Annotated in this window: 14 protein-coding genes; 4 read left to right on the forward strand and 10 right to left on the reverse strand. The window is 50.1% G+C overall.

What is annotated here, in order from left to right:
- Positions 1-438: 438 nt before the first annotated feature.
- Positions 439-1,851 (forward strand): pyruvate kinase PykF, encoded by a 1,413-nt coding sequence (gene pykF, locus AC0Z7K_RS05090; protein WP_413529824.1) that lies wholly within the window; start codon positions 439-441, stop codon positions 1,849-1,851.
- Positions 1,852-2,143: 292 nt separating this feature from the next.
- A complete protein-coding gene (locus tag AC0Z7K_RS05095; protein WP_056773575.1) occupies positions 2,144-2,380 on the forward strand; it encodes a major outer membrane lipoprotein in 237 nt (78 codons plus the stop codon).
- A gap of 230 nt (positions 2,381-2,610) precedes the next feature.
- Here AC0Z7K_RS05095 and AC0Z7K_RS05100 read toward each other — a convergent pair whose 3' ends face one another.
- From AC0Z7K_RS05100 to sufA, 7 genes are all read right to left on the reverse strand, one after another.
- A complete protein-coding gene (locus tag AC0Z7K_RS05100) occupies positions 2,611-3,624 on the reverse strand; it encodes a L,D-transpeptidase family protein (protein WP_413529825.1) in 1,014 nt (337 codons plus the stop codon).
- 266 nt (positions 3,625-3,890) lie between these two features.
- Positions 3,891-4,304, reverse strand: coding sequence for a cysteine desulfuration protein SufE (gene sufE, locus AC0Z7K_RS05105; protein WP_485613153.1), 414 nt, complete (start codon positions 4,302-4,304; stop codon positions 3,891-3,893).
- A gap of 28 nt (positions 4,305-4,332) precedes the next feature.
- Entirely contained in the window at positions 4,333-5,553 is a 1,221-nt protein-coding gene (gene sufS, locus AC0Z7K_RS05110) for a cysteine desulfurase SufS (protein WP_485613155.1), read from the reverse strand.
- Positions 5,553-6,854 (reverse strand): Fe-S cluster assembly protein SufD, encoded by a 1,302-nt coding sequence (sufD, locus tag AC0Z7K_RS05115; RefSeq protein WP_485613157.1) that lies wholly within the window; start codon positions 6,852-6,854, stop codon positions 5,553-5,555. The genes sufS and sufD overlap by 1 nt, the downstream gene beginning before the upstream one ends.
- Positions 6,829-7,575: a Fe-S cluster assembly ATPase SufC gene (gene sufC / locus AC0Z7K_RS05120; protein ID WP_413529829.1), complete on the reverse strand. Its 747-nt coding sequence runs from the start codon at positions 7,573-7,575 to the stop codon at positions 6,829-6,831. Before sufC ends, sufD begins: the two co-directional genes overlap by 26 nt.
- Before the next feature lie 120 nt (positions 7,576-7,695).
- The gene (gene sufB / locus AC0Z7K_RS05125) at positions 7,696-9,219 is read right to left on the reverse strand and encodes a Fe-S cluster assembly protein SufB (RefSeq protein WP_112168604.1); all 1,524 of its coding nucleotides are present in this window, start codon (positions 9,217-9,219) and stop codon (positions 7,696-7,698) included.
- 47 nt (positions 9,220-9,266) lie between these two features.
- The gene (sufA, locus tag AC0Z7K_RS05130; RefSeq protein WP_485613158.1) at positions 9,267-9,638 is read right to left on the reverse strand and encodes a Fe-S cluster assembly scaffold SufA; all 372 of its coding nucleotides are present in this window, start codon (positions 9,636-9,638) and stop codon (positions 9,267-9,269) included.
- Positions 9,639-10,093: 455 nt separating this feature from the next.
- Between sufA and AC0Z7K_RS05135 the strand changes: the two genes are divergently transcribed.
- Entirely contained in the window at positions 10,094-10,498 is a 405-nt protein-coding gene (locus AC0Z7K_RS05135) for a hypothetical protein (RefSeq protein ID WP_413529830.1), read from the forward strand.
- Between the two features lie 107 nt (positions 10,499-10,605).
- On the opposite strand, the gene AC0Z7K_RS05140 is transcribed toward AC0Z7K_RS05135, so the two are convergent.
- Positions 10,606-11,025, reverse strand: coding sequence for a hotdog fold thioesterase (locus AC0Z7K_RS05140; RefSeq protein WP_413529831.1), 420 nt, complete (start codon positions 11,023-11,025; stop codon positions 10,606-10,608).
- Between the two features lie 16 nt (positions 11,026-11,041).
- A complete protein-coding gene (gene ydiJ, locus AC0Z7K_RS05145; RefSeq protein ID WP_485613160.1) occupies positions 11,042-14,098 on the reverse strand; it encodes a D-2-hydroxyglutarate dehydrogenase YdiJ in 3,057 nt (1,018 codons plus the stop codon).
- 331 nt (positions 14,099-14,429) lie between these two features.
- Between ydiJ and ydiK the strand changes: the two genes are divergently transcribed.
- A complete protein-coding gene (ydiK, locus tag AC0Z7K_RS05150) occupies positions 14,430-15,527 on the forward strand; it encodes an AI-2E family transporter YdiK (protein WP_413529833.1) in 1,098 nt (365 codons plus the stop codon).
- Between the two features lie 438 nt (positions 15,528-15,965).
- Here the strand turns inward: ydiK and ppsA are convergent, their stop codons facing one another.
- Positions 15,966-18,341, reverse strand: coding sequence for a phosphoenolpyruvate synthase (gene ppsA / locus AC0Z7K_RS05155; protein ID WP_485613162.1), 2,376 nt, complete (start codon positions 18,339-18,341; stop codon positions 15,966-15,968).
- Between the last annotated feature and the right edge of the window lie 87 nt (positions 18,342-18,428).

An 18,428-nucleotide genomic window follows, 5' to 3' on the forward strand; every position in this document is an offset into this window, starting at 1 on the left:
CTTTTTATTGGCTTATTTCGTCTTTGTAGCATTTTCGAAAGTCACGTAACGAAACTGTTATGCCTGTGATTTCCCCGCTGCCCGCTTTGGATATTTGCGCAACAACGCTCAGCCATCTGCCCTAAGCTTGCGCATTATCACGTTTTTTATTTGGTTTCCCACCTCGTTCCCCTCTATAATACGCATCGTCTCTTCGATTGAATGGTTTCAGCCCCTTGATCTGTCGATATCGCACTTATATAAGCGTGACCACTCCCGTAGCGATCTTAAATCGCACTAATCGCTATGCTTTGGCTGAACTAACTACACCATTCCTTTCACAGTCTTCTACGCTTAGTAATGATTTGATCAACCAGGCAAGACTTCAATTTCGTGCGGGCAGCCATGCTGTCAGGCAAACACGTTTCCAATCCATCACAACTTGTAGATAAAATCGTCATGAAAAAGACCAAAATTGTTTGTACCATCGGACCAAAAACTGAATCCGAAGAAATGCTAACCAAACTGCTTGATGCAGGCATGAACGTAATGCGTCTGAACTTCTCTCACGGTGATTACGAAGAGCACGGTCAACGCATTAAGAACATCCGCAACGTGATGGCCGCGACTGGCCACAAAGCAGCTATCCTGCTGGACACCAAAGGTCCTGAAATCCGCACCATGAAACTGGAAGGCGGCAAAGATGCTGCGCTGGTTGCGGGCCAGACCTACACTTTCACCACCGACCAGAGCGTGATTGGTAATACTGAACGTGTTGCTGTGACCTACGCTGGCTTTGCTGCAGACCTTAAAATCGGTAACACCATTCTGGTGGACGATGGCCTGATCGGCATGGAAGTGACTAACGTCACCGAAACCGAAGTGACCTGTAAAGTTCTGAACAACGGTGATCTGGGCGAAAACAAAGGCGTTAACCTGCCAGGCGTTTCTATCGCACTGCCAGCACTGGCTGAAAAAGATAAACGCGACCTGATCTTCGGTTGTGAGCAAGGCGTTGACTTCGTTGCGGCCTCCTTTATCCGTAAACGTTCTGACGTTCTGGAAATCCGCGAACACCTGAAAATCCACGGTGGCGAGCACATCCAGATCATCTCCAAAATTGAAAACCAGGAAGGCCTGAACAACTTCGACGAAATCCTCGAAGCTTCAGACGGCATCATGGTTGCCCGTGGTGACCTCGGCGTTGAAATCCCGGTTGAAGAAGTTATCTTCGCGCAGAAAATGATGATCGAAAAATGTAACCGTGCACGCAAAGTGGTGATCACCGCAACGCAAATGCTCGATTCCATGATCAAAAACCCGCGCCCTACCCGCGCAGAAGCTGGTGACGTCGCTAACGCCATCATCGACGGTACAGATGCCGTGATGCTGTCTGGCGAAAGTGCTAAAGGTAAATACCCACTGGAAGCGGTGACCATCATGGCCACCATTTGTGCCCGTACCGACCGCGTTATGCAAAGCCGCATCGATGGTCAGAATGACAACCGCAAACTGCGTATTACTGAAGCAGTCTGCCGTGGCGCAGTAGAAACAGCCGAAAAACTGGATGCTCCGTTGATCGTTGTTGCAACCAGCGGTGGTAAATCTGCTAAAGCTGTGCGTAAATACTTCCCGCACGCGACTATCCTGGCTCTGACCACTAACGAAATCACTGCACGTCAGTTAATCCTGACCAAAGGCGTTGTGACTCAACTGGTGAAAGAAATTGCCTCTACTGATGATTTCTATCGCATTGGTAAAGAAGCGGCGATTGAAAGCGGTTTAGCGCAAAAAGGTGATATCGTAGTGATGGTTTCTGGCGCACTGGTTCAGAGCGGCACTACCAATACTTCTTCGGTGCACGTTGTTTAATTAAAAACGTGACCCAGAGCATGAATAAACGCTGCATACTGCGGCGTTTATTTTTCGAAAAGCCTCTTTTTTCTTAAAAAGTGCAGAAAACAGAATGCGTGAGATTGGGATAAGTCCCATGGAATACAGCTGTTTTCCCAGCAATTTTTAACTTTTTCGTAAAAAAAGATGCTTCTTTGAGCGAACGATCAAAATATAGCGTTTACCGACAAAAAATTATTCTCATTAGAAAATAGTTTGTGTAATACTTGTAACGCTACATGGAGATTAACTTAATCTAGAGGGTTTTATAATGAATCGCACTAAACTGGTACTGGGCGCTGTAATCCTGGCTTCAACTATGCTGGCTGGTTGTTCAAGCAACGCTAAAATCGATCAACTGTCTTCAGACGTTTCTACTCTGAACTCTAAAGTTGACCAACTGAGCAACGACGTGAACGCAATGCGTTCTGACGTTCAGGCAGCTAAAGACGACGCAGCACGTGCTAACCAACGTCTTGACAACCAAGCTCACGCTTACAAGAAGTAATATTTACTTCTCTAGTTCAATGGCGCACTCAGTGCGCCATTTTTTTTACCTGTCATCCTCCCCTCGCATTTATGTCATTCATCCCCGCTTCTTTCTGATTTGTTTCTACATTACCTTTTTGTGATACCCCCCTAAAAGCACTCTCCGTCTCCCGCCAGAGCTTTGGCCATAAAAAAGGAGCCATGATGGCTCCTTTGAAAGAAAACGCTTCTGAATGGTTTCTGTAACCTTTATTGCGTACTTGCGGTATTCACTGCTGGTTGTGTGGCTGCTGCGGTCTGCGGTTCGTTGACAGCCGGAGGCGTCCCCGTTGCTTTATCACCGACGCTTACTACCACGGGCATACCTGAACGCCGCTTGATGGCTTCTTTTACCACCTCGGTATTCGTGTCGTCATGCTTGATGAATTTCTTCATTGCCGCAGTCAGAGCAATCGGCTTGGTCTGAGGATCATCTTTTTCGGTGTGCGACAGTGGCTGATGAACTTCGATATAGCGTTTACCATCGGGTTCAATGTCATATTTAATCGGCTGATTGACGATTTGTACACGTGTCCCTTTAGGCACGCTGTTAAACAACGCCTCGATGTCATCAGGGCGCAAACGGATACAACCGGAGCTCACGCGCATCCCGATACCAAAGTTAGCGTTTGTCCCGTGGATCAGGTACTGCCCTGTCCCTGCTGACAAACGCATGGCAAACAGCCCCATCGGGTTTTCCGGCCCGGCTGGCACCATGCCAGGCAGCTTAATGCCGTCTTTCAGGTAAGCTTTACGGATATTGGCTGTAGGCGTCCAGGTCGGATTGGGGATTTTCTGGCTTACAGACGTGACCATCTCTGGGGTGTTGCGACCCAGCTGGCCGATACCAATAGGATAGACGACGACTTTATCTTCGCCTTTTGGATAGTAGTACAAACGCAATTCCGCGAGGTTGACAACAATTCCTTCACGCTTAGTGTCAGGTAACAGCATTTGCGAAGGGATTGTCAGCACGGTGCCGGCTTTCGGTAAATAAGGATCGGTTCCCGGGTTAGCTTCCAGCATAGCAATCAGGCCAATTTGATATTTGGCGGCTACGGCTTCAAGCGGCTGACCGTCGTTTGGCACCACATAAGTCGTGTTTTCGCCAATCAGGCGGCTATTATCCGGCGGCAGAGGATATTCTGCTGCACTTGCGGTCAAGGAGTGCGTTGCCATCATTGTGCCAACTAACATCGCCAGAAGGGGTAATGCGCGTCTCATACTCAGTCCTTTTTTGGCCTGAACTCAGACAATCTGAGGCCAGACAATTATCTTGTTTGTTAATACTAGCAGCGCAGAATTTCAGAGCAATCAAACCGCAGAAAATCAGAAAGTTACCTTATCGTACGGCAGGCGTTAAACGTGGCAAAAGCGAATTTTAAACAGATGAAAAATCAGAAGTAAAACGGAATGAAGCGAGGGGAAAATCAAAAAAGGCTTTGCTCATTAGCAGACGATTCCTAATGAGCAAAGCGGTCAGTCAGTGGTTAAGCAAGCGCCGCAGCATTCGCGCGGATGGACCGGATCATTGCTTCCAGCCCCTGCGAGCGTGAAGGTGTCAGATGCTGGCTGAGTTCCAGTTCAGTGAAGAACGGACGCACATCCAGCTCTACCACATCACGCGGCGTCAGCCCCTGATAGAGACTGAACACGATGGCCACCAAACCTTTTACAATGGCCGCATCGCTGTCGCCTTCGAAAGTCAGTGCGCCGGTTTCATCCGTGCGCATTACAATCCACACCTGACTCTGACAACCAGAAATCAGGTTTTTATCCTGACGACATTCCTCCGGCAGAGCTGGTAACTGGCCGCCGAGCTCAATGACATACAGATACTTTTCTTCCCAGTTCGGGCAGCGGGAAAAATTTCTGACTAACTTATTTTTATCTGGCAAAGCCATAACAACATCCTGAGCGGGGTTGCCGGGCTTAACCCAACAACCGGTGAATACGTTGCAGTCCTGCGACCAGACGGTCGACTTCTTCGTGAGTATTGTACATCGCAAGCGACGCACGGCACATCGCCGGAACACCGTAGAAAGACATTAATGGCATCGCACAGTGGTGACCGGTACGGATGGCAATACCGTATTGATCGAGGAAACTGCCCACATCGTAAGCATGGTGTTTCCCCAGATTAAATGCAATAACGCCTGAACGGCTGGCCGGACCGTAAATCTGAATATCCGGTACCTTCGCCATTTGTTCCAGCGCGTAGGCCATCAGTTCATTTTCGTAGGCATGGATATTTTCCAGACCCAATTCCGTCACATACTCCATGGCTGCGCCCAGACCCATGATGCCACCGGTATTTGGCGTACCGGCTTCAAAACGCCAGGGTGCTGCTGCGAAGGTGGTACCTTCGGTCAGACTGACGTGTTTGATCATAGATCCGCCGCCTTCCCATGGTGGCATCTGATTGAGCAATTCTTTACGGCCGTACAGAATACCGATGCCGGTTGGCCCATACAGTTTATGGCCTGACCAGACATAGAAATCGCAACCCAGCGCCTGGACGTCCACGGCGTAATGCATCACTGCCTGCGCGCCATCTACCAGTACGGTCAGACCGGCAGCTTTGGCCTGAGGAATGATTTTTTCCAGCGGATTCACGGTACCCAGCACGTTCGAAACATGCGCCAGCGTCAGCAATTTCGTACGAGGGGTGATAAGCGCGTCAAGCTGTGAGAGATCAAGCTCGCCTTCCGGCGTGAGATGCCAGACGTCGATATGCAGACTGCGCTCTTTCGCCAGCATCTGCCAGGGCACGATATTGGCGTGATGTTCCATTTCGGTCAGAATAATACGATCGCCCGGCTGCAACAGAACACGGCCAAAAGTATTGGCGACGAGGTTAATGGCCTCCGTGGAACCTTTGACGAAAACAATTTCTTCCGCAGAGGCCGCATTCATGAAATGAGCGGCCTGAGTGCGAACGTTTTCCATCTGCTCAGTCGCTTCTGCGCTCATGGTATGAATGCCACGGTGAACCGCAGCATAACCTTGTTCGAAGAAAGACATTTCACGTTGAATAACCTGACGCGGTTTCTGTGCGCTGGCTGCGCTGTCAAGATATGCCAGCGGCTGGCCGTTAACTTCACGGCTCAGCACAGGGAAATCGCTACGTACTCTTTCCAGTGGAAAAGTCATTACTTACCTCGATTGAGTCGACCCGCAATACGGGCAATCACGACGTCACGCAGGGTTTCATTCTCGATGGCTTCCGTCAGTTCCGCAGCAAATGCAAATATGATCATTTGCTGTGCATCCTGACCGCTAATACCACGGGTACGCAGATAGAAAAGCTGTTCGTCGTCGATACGACCGACCGTCGCACCGTGGCTGCATTTCACGTCGTCGGCATAAATCTCCAGCTGAGGTTTAGTATCGACCTCAGTGTGTTTGCCCAGCAACAAGTTGTTGTTGGTCATCTTGCCGTCGGTTTTCAGTGCATGCTTCGCCACTTTGATCATGCCGTTGAAGATGGCTTTCGCGCGATCGTTAACGATCACTTTATGCAACTGATTGCTGTTGCAATAACCTTTATTATGTTCCAGATACGTGCGGGTATCCGCAATCTCAGTATCAACCGGCAGAACCAGGCTGTTCATGTTGAGATTGGTGTTCTCGCCGTTCAGCTGCGCACTGGTGTTATTACGGGTCAAACCCGCGCCCAGCAGGAAACTGTGGCTCGCGACACGGGCATCACGACCGATAACCAAATCATTATGCGAGAAGTGGAAGCTCGCCTGGCTTTCAAATGCCAGTTTGTAATGCGTGAAATCCGCATTGTCGCCCACATTTACCGTCATACGCGCACCGGTAAAGTGGCCGTGATCGTTAAGACTCAGGTAATGCTCAATTACTTCAGCATTGGCACCGCTTTCGATAGCCATGTGATAGCGATGATGGACGGTATTCATTTCACGTGACTGATCACGACCACTGCTAATGTGTAACAGATACAGCGGTTTATCCGCCTGTTTACCCGCAGGCAAACGCACAGATAATGGATCCTGTGCCAGACTTTCCGTCAGATGTAAAAAGACTTCAGACTGAATCGGATCAGGCAGCATTTGTTGAGACGCCGGATTCAGTTTTTGGATCTCAAATGCGCCCGTTTCAGCATCACTCAGGCTCGCATCGAAACGGCCATCGACGAATACTAAACGGTAGCAATCCACCGGCAGTGCCAGCGATTTCACGGTTTCAGCCGTAACCGCCTGCTGCTGAGGTGCAAAGAACTGATTGCCCAACAGGGAAGAGACCGGCGTATATTTCCAGTCTTCCAGTTTGGCATGCGGAAAACCGAGGCGTAGCACTTGTTGCCAGTGTGCATGGGCGTGAGCAGATTGTTCACCACCGCGGCCTTCAAAAAGACGGTAAAGCTGCTGCATGGCATGTGAACTGCCCGCCGCAGGTACATTACTCTTCGTCGGTAAGCCAGCCATAACCCTGCTCCTCTAACTGTTTAACCAGGCTGAAATCGCCAGATTTTACAATACGTCCCTGATACAGCACGTGCACATAATCAGGCTTGATGTAGTCGAGGATGCGTTGGTAGTGGGTGACAATCACGAATGAACGTTTGCCATCGCGCAGCGCATTGACGCCGTTAGACACAATTTTCAGCGCATCGATGTCCAGACCGGAGTCGGTTTCATCAAGAATGCACAGGCTTGGCTCAAGCGCTGCCATTTGCAGAATATCGTTACGCTTCTTCTCACCGCCGGAGAAACCGACGTTGACGGAACGGGTCAGCAGATCCGCAGGCATTTTCAACATGGCAATCTTCTCTTCGATGAAATCCGCGAAGTCAAAGCGGTCCATCGGAGGCAGATTACGGTATTTACGTACCGCGTTAACCGAAGTTTGCAGGAAGAAATGGTTGGTCACACCCGGGATTTCTACCGGATATTGGAACGCCATGAACACACCTTCACCCGCGCGGTCTTCCGGCGCGAGATCCAGCAAATCTTTACCATTGAACATTACGGAACCATCGGTCACTTCGTAATCTTCACGGCCAGCCAGCGTCGCGGAGAGTGTACTTTTACCTGAGCCGTTCGGGCCCATGATGGCGTGTACTTCTCCGGGTTTGATCTCCAGATCAAGTCCCTTAAGAATTTCCTTTTCTTCGACACGGACCTTCAAATTCTTAATGCTTAACATACGTATCCTTGAGTTTGCGCCTGCGCGCTCATAATTCTGATTATGCTTTGACTGTGCTGAACTCAAACCTGTCCGCCGCGGCGTCACACCACACAGCGACGGCAGGAAAAGACGCCGATATTACCCAACGCTGTGTTCAAGGCTTATCGCCAGCAGTTTCTGTGCTTCGACAGCAAACTCCAGCGGCAGCTCGGAAAAGACATCTTTACAGAAACCGTTAACAATCATGGAAATCGCGTCATCTTCGCTGATACCACGTTGCAGACAGTAGAACAGCTGGTCATCGCCAATTTTCGACGTCGTCGCTTCGTGTTCCAGCTGCGCGGTATTGTTACGCACTTCGACATACGGGAATGTATGCGCGGCGCTGTCAGGACCGATCAGCATTGAGTCACACTGCGTGAAGTTACGGGCATTTTCAGCACCCGGCAGAATTTTCACCAGACCACGGTAGCTGTTCTGGCTGTGACCTGCAGAGATCCCTTTGGAGATGATCGTCGATTTAGTATTTTTACCAATGTGGATCATCTTGGTGCCGGTATCGGCCTGCTGCTTGCCACTGGTCAGCGCAACTGAGAAGAATTCGCCGATTGAGTTATCGCCTTTAAGGATAACGCTTGGGTATTTCCAGGTGATCGCAGAGCCCGTTTCAGACTGCGTCCAGGACATCTTCGACCCTGCGCCTTCACACAATGCGCGTTTGGTCACGAAGTTGAGGATCCCGCCGCTGCTGTCTTTGCTGCCGGAGAACCAGTTCTGTACGGTGGAGTATTTCACTTCAGCGTCTTTATGCAGAATGACTTCAACGACGGCCGCGTGCAGCTGATAGGTATCGCGTACCGGTGCTGAACAACCTTCGATGTAACTGACATAGCTACCTTCATCGGCAATCAGAATAGTACGTTCGAACTGACCGGTTTTCGCCGCGTTGATACGGAAATAGGTCGACAGTTCCATCGGACAACGCACACCTTTTGGTACATAAACAAAAGTGCCGTCAGAAGCGACCGCAGCGTTCAGCGCAGCAAAGAAGTTATCCTGCGCGGGTACTACGGTACCGAGGTATTTGCGAACCAGATCCGGGTATTCGTGAATGGCTTCGCCGAATGAGCAGAAAATGACGCCAGATTCAGCCAGCTTTTCACGATACGTCGTGGAAACAGAAACGGAGTCGAAAATTGCATCGACGGCCACTTCTTTCCCTTCACGTACGGGAACACCCAACTGCTCAAAAGCTTTTTCCACTTCGCTGGTCAGGTAATTTTTACCATCAAGCGCCGGAATACCGTGAGAATCTGCGGGTGGCTGTTGCGTAGCACCTGGCTGAGAACCACAGGTATCATCACAGCTGCCACAGGATGGCGCGGAGTAATAGCTATAATCCTGATAATCGAGAGGCGTGTAATACGCTTTCAACCAGTGCGGCTCTTCCATTTTCAGCCAAGCATGATAAGCCTGCAGACGGAACTCCAGCATCCACTCGGGTTCGTTGCGTTTCGCGGAGATCGCGCGAACCACATCTTCGTTGATGCCTGATGCTAGTTCATCGGTTGCCAGCTGGGTAAAGAACCCTTCTTTATAATTCGTTCCCTCGCCGACCCAAGACTGCACATCGTCTGGAATTTCTACGTTGCTTCGTGACATGTTGGTTACATCGCTTTGTTTACAATAATCTTAAAAACGGCCGGTTCTTACAGGCCGAAACTTTCGCCACACCCGCAGGCATGCTGAGCTTTAGGATTATTGAATTTAAATATCTGATTCAGCCCTTCGCGGACGAAATCCACCTCGGTTCCGTCGATGAAAGGCATCGCTTTCAGCGGAACAAACAGCAAAGCGCCGTCATGCTCAAACACCAGGTCATCGCTGCCCGGTTGCTTGGTTAAATCCAGAACGTAGCCAAAGCCAGCACAGCCCGATTGTTTCACCGAGAGCTGAAGACCTTTGACTTCAGGATCCTGGGTCATCAGGGTTTTAACCTGTTTCGCCGCAGAGTCAGTCAGGATCACGCCTTGCCATACGTTGTCGTCTAAAGAGAACGAGCCGACAGTTTCAGTTTGCATCTGTCTTACCTCATAGTTTTACGGTCATAGACAAGACCTATTGTCTCTATTCTAGTGATAACATTTATCACTTCAACCTCTTGTTTTAAGAGGGTATAGCGATGACCCATGAGGAACGCCACTCAATGTGCATCGGCTTTGGGTCGGGCTGCCGGCGGGTCTTGAACACCGCAACCATCAACTGATTGAATAAGTTGTCAATTTTTTGTTAAAAAACGCAAAATTAACCTTATAAAGATCATGGTTTAATAGCTTTCATTAGGTCTATTATAAAACATTCATCGGAAATGCCTATTTATGAATTCACCCTAAACGCAATAATAAGGCTCTTTTTGTTTACTCATTTCCGCCGAAAATTGAAAAAACAGATGAAAACGTTGATCCGGTTATTTTTTGACAATATGATGTTCATTCTTTGATAATGATTATCATTAAGATAAACCGGAATACTGAGAATGGCTCAATCGGTAAATGCGTGGTTGCAGAGTAAGATCGACGAATATAAATCCAGTGTCCGCGATGCTACTGTGGATTTCTATATGGCGGATGCCGCCTTACGCCGCCCTGACGCACACCTCTGCCAGCTAAAACGCCTCAACAGCATTTGTCTGGATATGGCCAATTTATGCCTGCAAAACGGAGACGATCACAGTTATCTGCACGCGTTATGCAAGCTGCATAACCGCCTGATATTGGAAATAAACAGTGTCGGTCGTTGTGAACTCTTCCGTGTTCAGAGCTACCATTTTGCGCGGCATACGCTCAAACTCATTTGTCAGTATTATGGCATGATGGGCATCTGGGAAAAAGCGACAGCCTTCCAAACAGACTTTGCCAAACGTGTGCCCTATCATCTTTGATTGCGTTTCAATGTGATAGCTAATGAATACTGCGAATAAAAAAGGCGGACAACTTTTCGGCCTGTCCGCCCTTTCTGTCTTCTACCTGCCTGATTCATTCACTCAAATTATTTATCGATAACCATCGTTGTCAGTCTGGATACACAGCAAAGACCGCCCTGCTGATCAAAAATTTCAATCTGCCAGACCTGGCTGCGGCGACCGGCGCGTAATGCACGGCATACGCCACGGACATGTCCTTCCCGCGCTGACTTCATGTGGCTGGCATTGATTTCCACGCCGACCACCGTCTGTGTGCCTTCGCTGCACAGATATCCCGCCATCGAGCCCAGGGTTTCAGCCAGTACGACTGATGCCCCACCGTGCAACAAACCAAAAGGCTGAATAGTACGTTCATCCACTGGCATCGTAGCTTCAAGAAAATCCTCGCCCAGTTGGGTGAACACTATTCCGACGTGCCCGACCATGCATCCCTGACTACGTGCATTGAGCGCATCAAGAGTGGTGGTTCGTTTCCAAAATGACATCGTGCTTCCTTATGTATCAGGAAAGGATTTCCAGTAAAGCCTGCAAAGGATGTCGGACTCCGTTACCTTCAATACGTTTTACCTGGCTGCGACAGGAATAACCGGTCGCCAGACAGCGCTGACGCGGCAGGCGTTGTAAAGATGTGTGCCATGACAGCTCGTATATCCCCAGCGAGTTTTGCAGGTTTTTCGTTTCGTGACCGTAAGTTCCGGCCATCCCGCAGCAACCTACACTGACATTTTCCAGCTTAGCGCCGTAGCGGGCAAAAATATCTCCCCATTGCTTACCACTGGTTGGCAACGCCGTACTTTCAGTGCAGTGCCCGAACAGATACCAAGGCTCACCGCTCTGCTGTTGCGCTGGACGTTCTGCCAGCCACGTATCTAACCATTCGTGTACCAACTGAACCTGGAATGAACCACGGGCCTCCCCGAGAATTTCCTTATATTCATCGCGATAACAGAGCACCAGCGCCGGGTCGACCCCCACCAGCGGCATTCCTAACTGAGCCACACGGTTTAAGAACTGTGAGGTTTTCTTCGCGGTTTTCGCAAAGCGTTGCAGGAAGCCTTTAATGTGTTGCGCTTTACCGTTCGGTGAGAACGGCAGCAGCACAGGTTTCAGACCCAATTTTTCGATAAGCCGGATGAAATCAGCCACGACCTGTGCATCATAAAAACTGGTAAACGGATCCTGCACCACCAGAACATATTCGCCGCGCTGGGCCGGAGATATTTTCTCCAACTGTTCGAGTGTCATCGTACTGGCGCGATGCCCCAGCAGTTGCTCACGCAGCGTGGGAGTGGACAGCAAAGGCAAATCTACCATGCCGATGCTTTTACGGCTCATTTCCCGTACCCACGGCTGTTTCAGGAAGAAGTTAAACAGCTTCGGTGCTTTGGCCATCAGCGGCGCATAACTTTCAACGCTTGCGACGAAATGGTCGCGCACCGGGCGCAAATAACGTGTGTGATAAAGCTGAAGGAAACGTGAGCGGAATCCGGGTACGTCAATCTTAATCGGACACTGCGTCGAACAGGCCTTGCAGGCCAGACAACCCGACATAGCCTCTTTCACTTCATGAGAAAAATCATATTCACCTTTATTGGCGTGCCAGGTATTACGTGTGCGGTCGATGAGTGTGCGGAAACTCAGCCCTTTCTCCGGCAAGGCGTTTTCAAGTGCCAGCGGATCAACGCCCTGCTCAGACAGCAAACGCAGCCATTCCCGGACTAATCCTGCGCGTCCTTTTGGTGAGTGAATTCGGCTACCGGTGATTTTCATCGACGGACACATCGGGCTTTTCACATCAAAGTTGAAGCAAAGACCGTTACCGTTACATTCCATTGCACCACGGAACGACTGACGCACTTCCAGCGGAATTCGGCGATCCAGCGTGCCACGTTTCGCCGCATCGACTTTCATCATCGGCTCATCGCAATCGAGTGGCGCACAGATCTTACCTGGATTCAGTCGGTTATCGGGGTCAAACGCCGTTTTGATACGGCGAAGCTCATGGAACAGTTCTTCGCCGAAAAATGCCGGACTGTATTCAGCACGGAAACCTTTGCCGTGCTCGCCCCACAGCAGGCCACCATATTTAGCGGTCAGTGCGACGACTTCATCAGAAATTTGCTTTAGCAGCATCTCCTGTTGCGGATCACACATATCGAGCGCCGGACGTACATGCAGTACGCCAGCATCGACGTGCCCGAACATGCCATAACTCAGATTATGGCTGTCCAGCAGCGCACGGAATTCAACGATATAATCAGCCAGATGCTGCGGCGGCACGCACGTATCTTCCGCAAACGGCAGGGGTTTGGCCTGCCCTTTCGCATTGCCCAGCAGTCCGACCGCTTTCTTACGCATATTATAAATACGTTCAATACCGGCAAGGTCGGCACAAATCTGATAACCAATCACACCACCTTCCTGGTCGCTCATCAGCCCGTCGAGGCGCTCGCACAGGGCGCTGACCTGAGCTTCAATCAGATCGGCGTCGTCACCGGCAAACTCAACGATGTTGAGCCCCTGCATGTCTTTACCATCCACATCCTTTATGTACTCACGAACGCTGTGCCAGACGATATCTTCACGCGCCAGATTGAGGACTTTGGAATCAACGGTTTCAACTGAAAGGGCTTTGGCTTCCACCATAAATGGCGCATTGCGCAGCGCGGAGTTGAAGGAGTCGTATTTAATGTTGACCAGACGGCGCACTTTGGGGATTGGCGTGATATTCAGACGCGCTTCTGTAATAAAGGCCAGTGAACCTTCCGAGCCGGTGAGGATACGGGTCAGATTGAAGGTTTGCAGATCATCACTCAATACGTGACGCAAATCGTAGCCGGTAAGGAAGCGATTCAATTTCGGGAATTTTTCGATGACCAGCGCGCGGTTATCACGGCAACTGTCGAGTACGGTACGATAGATGCGGCCAATAACAGAATCCTCTTCGCCGAGTTTATCGGCCAGCGCCGTAGGTATCGCTGTGGTGTCCAGCATGTCGCCACCGAGCACGATGGCGCGCACACCCAGCACGTGGTCTGAGGTTTTGCCATAGACCAGAGAACCCTGGCCGGACGCATCGGTATTGATCATTCCGCCAAGCGTCGCACGGTTACTGGTGGACAGCTCCGGCGAGAAGAAATAACCCAGCGGACGCAGATAATCGTTGAGCTGGTCTTTAATCACACCTGCCTCGACCTTGACCCAACCTTGTTCAATATTAATATCGAGAATTCGGTTCATATGACGGGACATATCAACCACAATGCCGCGGTTCAATGACTGACCGTTAGTGCCGGTGCCCCCGCCGCGCGGCGTGAAGACCAGCGTTTTAAAACGCTCTTGCCCTGCGAGGCGTGCTATCAGGGCAACGTCCGAGGTTGCCAGCGGAAACAGAACCGCATCCGGTAAGAGCTGATATACGCTGTTGTCAGTGGCCATCGTCAGTCGATCGGCATATGTCGTGGTGAGATCACCGGTAAATCCGTCGTTTTTTAAGGCTTCCAAAAAATCGAGCACCAGCTGGATGACACCCGGCGCCTGAGAAATCTGTGGGATCATTGAATTATGACTCTGTCTTTGTTGTATGCCTGGCAAGCGCTAAGCGATTTGCCGGATCTGCGAGGCAGATCCACCCTGTTCTTTACCCAGATTAAAAACTAACATACTTCTTTTTTAAGCGCTCCGTCTGGTTAACCATTGTTGCATTTGTTTCATGACGCACCGCAAAACGCACGTTTAGCAACAACGTGTTGCAACTAAATTTGCGGTGCGCTATCCAAAACCAATCGAATGTTCCATGCTTATGCATGACAACTGCGGGAACGCAGTGTCGCTATTTTTTGGAGGCTCAAGGCTGATGCCTCTTCGTTTATCCTTTTGAGAAACATGAATGAATCTCCCAATTAAACGTTATGACTTACCACAAATTATGTTTGGGGTGCTGTTTATTGCGCTGATGACTATCGCCAGTATCTGGATAGTGCAGCCCTTTATTCTGGGCTTTGCCTGGGCAGGCATGGTGGTCATTGCCACCTGGCCGCTTATGATCAAACTACAGCGCATTATGTGGGGACGACGCTTCCTTGCTGTCATCGTCATGACGCTGTTACTGATCTTGCTATTCGTGTTACCCATCGCTTTACTGGTCAGCAGCGCAATCGAGAATGGCGCGCCGCTGGTGGCTCTTGCGGGAAATCCATCGACCCTGCATATGCCTGATTTCAACTGGCTGAACTCGATTCCGCTGATCGGCCACAAACTCTATTCCGGCTGGCATGCGCTGATTAATGGTGGTGGTAATGTCCTGATGACTAAAGTGCAGCCTTACGTCGGGCAAACCGCATCGTGGTTCCTGACACAGGCCGGGCATCTGGGTCGCTTTATCGTCCACTGTTCGCTGATGCTGTTATTCAGCGCCTTGCTGTATAGCCGTGGTGAGCAGGTTGCGATGGGGATCCGTCACTTCGCCGTTCGTCTGGCCGCTGAACGTGGTGATGCGGCTGTCATCCTTGCGGGTCAGGCGATTCGCGCCGTGGCACTGGGTGTGGTAGTGACGGCCATTGTGCAATCGGTTCTCGGCGGTATCGGATTGGCCATTGCCGGTATACCTTACGCCACCGTATTAACCGTGGTGATGTTCGTTTGCTGCGTGGCGCAAATCGGTCCATTGCTGGTGCTCATCCCGGCCATTATCTGGCTGTACTGGTCGGGCGATAACACATGGGGCACCGTGCTGCTGGTATGGAGTTGCGTGGTAGGTTCTCTTGATAACGTACTACGACCAGTGCTTATCCGCATGGGAGCAGATTTACCCATGCTGCTCATCCTGTCCGGCGTTATCGGTGGCCTGTTTGCTTTCGGAATGATAGGTCTGTTTATCGGCCCGGTAGTACTCGCCGTGTCGTACCGCCTGATTTCACTGTGGGTACACGAAGCGCCAGAGCCTGAATCAGATCCGGTAGAAGCGCTAAAAGCTCTCGACGACTAATCACTCAGTACCTTTCTAAATGCCCGGTGTTGTCTCAGACAAATAAAAGAGAAGATACCGGGCACTGTTATTCCTTTCAAATTCTGCCCCGCCGCTCATCTCTTAAAATATTCAAGAATTATTCAAGTGAGAATAAAATCTATTAGGAGGATTCTTACAGACTAAATACCTTGAGAAACCTAGTATTATTAACAGTTCGGATTTCAACCCACTGATATATATACACGCTTTCCCCCTAAAAGCATGTATACCCCAAATTGCTGTGTGTAGTCTTTGCCTGTCTTCGAGACGGGCTTTTTTTTATCTAAAACTTCCCTCTTTGTAATTTTAATCTCAACAGTACCTCTCCCATTTTTGCAGAAAAAACATTTATTCCATAAAAAAACCATCGCTTTTACACGATGGTTTTTTGAACATTTAAATTATGGCTTTAAGACTTTATTTATCTGCCAGTGCCAGCCAGGTTTGCACCACCGTATCCGGATTCAGGGACAAACTGTCGATCCCTTCATCCATCAGCCATTGGGCGAAGTCCTGATGATCGGATGGGCCCTGCCCGCAAATACCAACGTATTTTCCCTGTTTCTTGGCGGCCTTAATCGCCATCGACAGAAGTGCTTTAACGGCTTCATTGCGCTCATCGAAGAGTTCAGACACGACGCCTGAATCACGATCGAGGCCGAGCGCCAGTTGTGTCATGTCGTTTGAACCGATAGAGAAACCATCAAAGTGCTCGAGGAATTGATCCGCCAGCAACGCATTGGATGGGATCTCACACATCATGATGACCTTTAGGCCGTTTTCACCGCGTTTAAGTCCCTGACGTGCCAGTTCGGCCACCACAGCTTCCGCCTGTGTCACGGTACGTACGAACGGGATCATGACTTCGACATTGGTCAGATCCATGTCATTACGTACCCGTTTCATCGCCTCACATTCCAACGCAAAGCAATCGCGGAAGCTGTCAGAGACGTAACGTCCCGCGCCACGGAAACCGAGCATCGGATTTTCTTCGTGCGGTTCATACTTCTCGCCGCCGACCAGATTGGCGTATTCATTGGATTTAAAATCTGACAAACGCACGATAACGCGCTTAGGCCAGAAAGCGGCACCCAGTGTTGCAATCCCTTCGGTCAGGCGCGCCACATAGTATTCGCGCGGGCTGCTGTAACCCTGAATCAGTTTGCTGATTTCAGCCTGCAACTCCGGCGTTTGTTGGTCAAACTCCAGCAAAGCTTTAGGATGCACACCAATCATGCGGTTAATGATGAATTCCAGACGCGCCAGCCCGACACCTTCATTAGGCAAACAGGCGAAATCAAATGCGCGATCGGGATTACCGATATTCATCATGATTTTCAGCGGCAATTTAGGCAGTTCATTGACTTCGGAACTTTGCACCGTAAAGTCCAGTTCATCCTGATAGACGTAACCGGTATCCCCTTCAGAGCAAGACACAGTGACTTTTTGGTTTTCTTTCAGTTTTTCTGTTGCGTCGCCGCAGCCTACCACCGCAGGGATCCCAAGTTCGCGGGCGATAATCGCAGCGTGACAAGTACGCCCGCCGCGGTTTGTCACAATCGCTGACGCTTTTTTCATGATCGGTTCCCAGTCCGGATCAGTCATGTCCGTAACCAGCACATCTCCGGCTTTAACGTGATGCATTTCGCTGATGTCATGAATGATTTTGACCGGCCCGGCACCGATACGATGACCAATTGCACGGCCTTCCACCAGAACTTTACTGCTGCCGTTCAGCTGGTAGCGCTCCATGACCTGACCGTTTGAACGAACGGTCTCCGGCCGCGCCTGCACGATATACAACTTACCGTTGTGACCGTCTTTCGCCCATTCGATATCCATCGGGCGACCGTAATGTTTTTCGATAAGCAATGCCTGACGTGCCAGTGCCTGAATTTCGTCATCCGTCAGCGAGAATTGCGTGCTGAGTTCTGCGGGTACATCTTCTATCTGAACCTGTTTGCCATGTTCCTGACTCGGGGCATACACCATACGGATTTTCTTGGAACCCATAGTACGGCGCACGATCGCTGGTTTATTTTTGGCAAGCGTTGGTTTGTGTACGTAGAACTCGTCCGGGTTTACTGCGCCCTGCACCACCATTTCGCCCAGACCGTAGGCTGAAGTGATAAAAACCACCTGATCAAAACCGGATTCCGTATCAATGGTGAACATCACCCCCGCGGCCGCAAGATCGGAACGCACCATGCGCTGAACACCGGCCGAGAGCGCCACGCCGCGATGGTCATAACCCTGATGCACGCGATAGGAAATCGCACGATCATTGAATAAAGAGGCATACACATGTTTCACGGCAATCAGTACCGCATCAAAGCCCTGTACGTTCAGGAAGGTTTCCTGCTGCCCGGCGAAAGACGCATCAGGCATATCTTCGGCAGTGGCAGAAGAACGTACGGCAAAGGAAGCGTCAGGTTCGCCTTCCGAAAGCTGCTGATAGGCCTCGCGGATTGACACTTCCAGCTCAGGCTGGAAAGGCGTCTCGATGATCCACTGGCGAATTTGCGCCCCCGTCTGCGTCAGTTGAGCAATATCATCAACGTCAGTTTTATCCAGTAACTCATGAATACGATGGTTAACGCCACTTTGATCAAGAAAATCATTAAACGCCTGAGAAGTGGTGGCAAAACCATTAGGGACAGAGACCCCTAATTCAGACAAATTAGTGATCATTTCCCCGAGGGATGCGTTCTTGCCCCCGACTTTATCAACGTCGTTCATACCCAGTTGGTTGTACCAGATAACATTGCGTAAATCGGGATCGAGATGAGCCATGAAACAATCCTTTCTTAATATTCAGTAGGAGAGCAGAGAGTCGTAATTCAGTCACAGTCAAATGACTTAATGTCCTTTAACTACATG

This window comes from Rahnella sp. 1L-D-7-B-C2 (genome assembly GCF_057290995.1).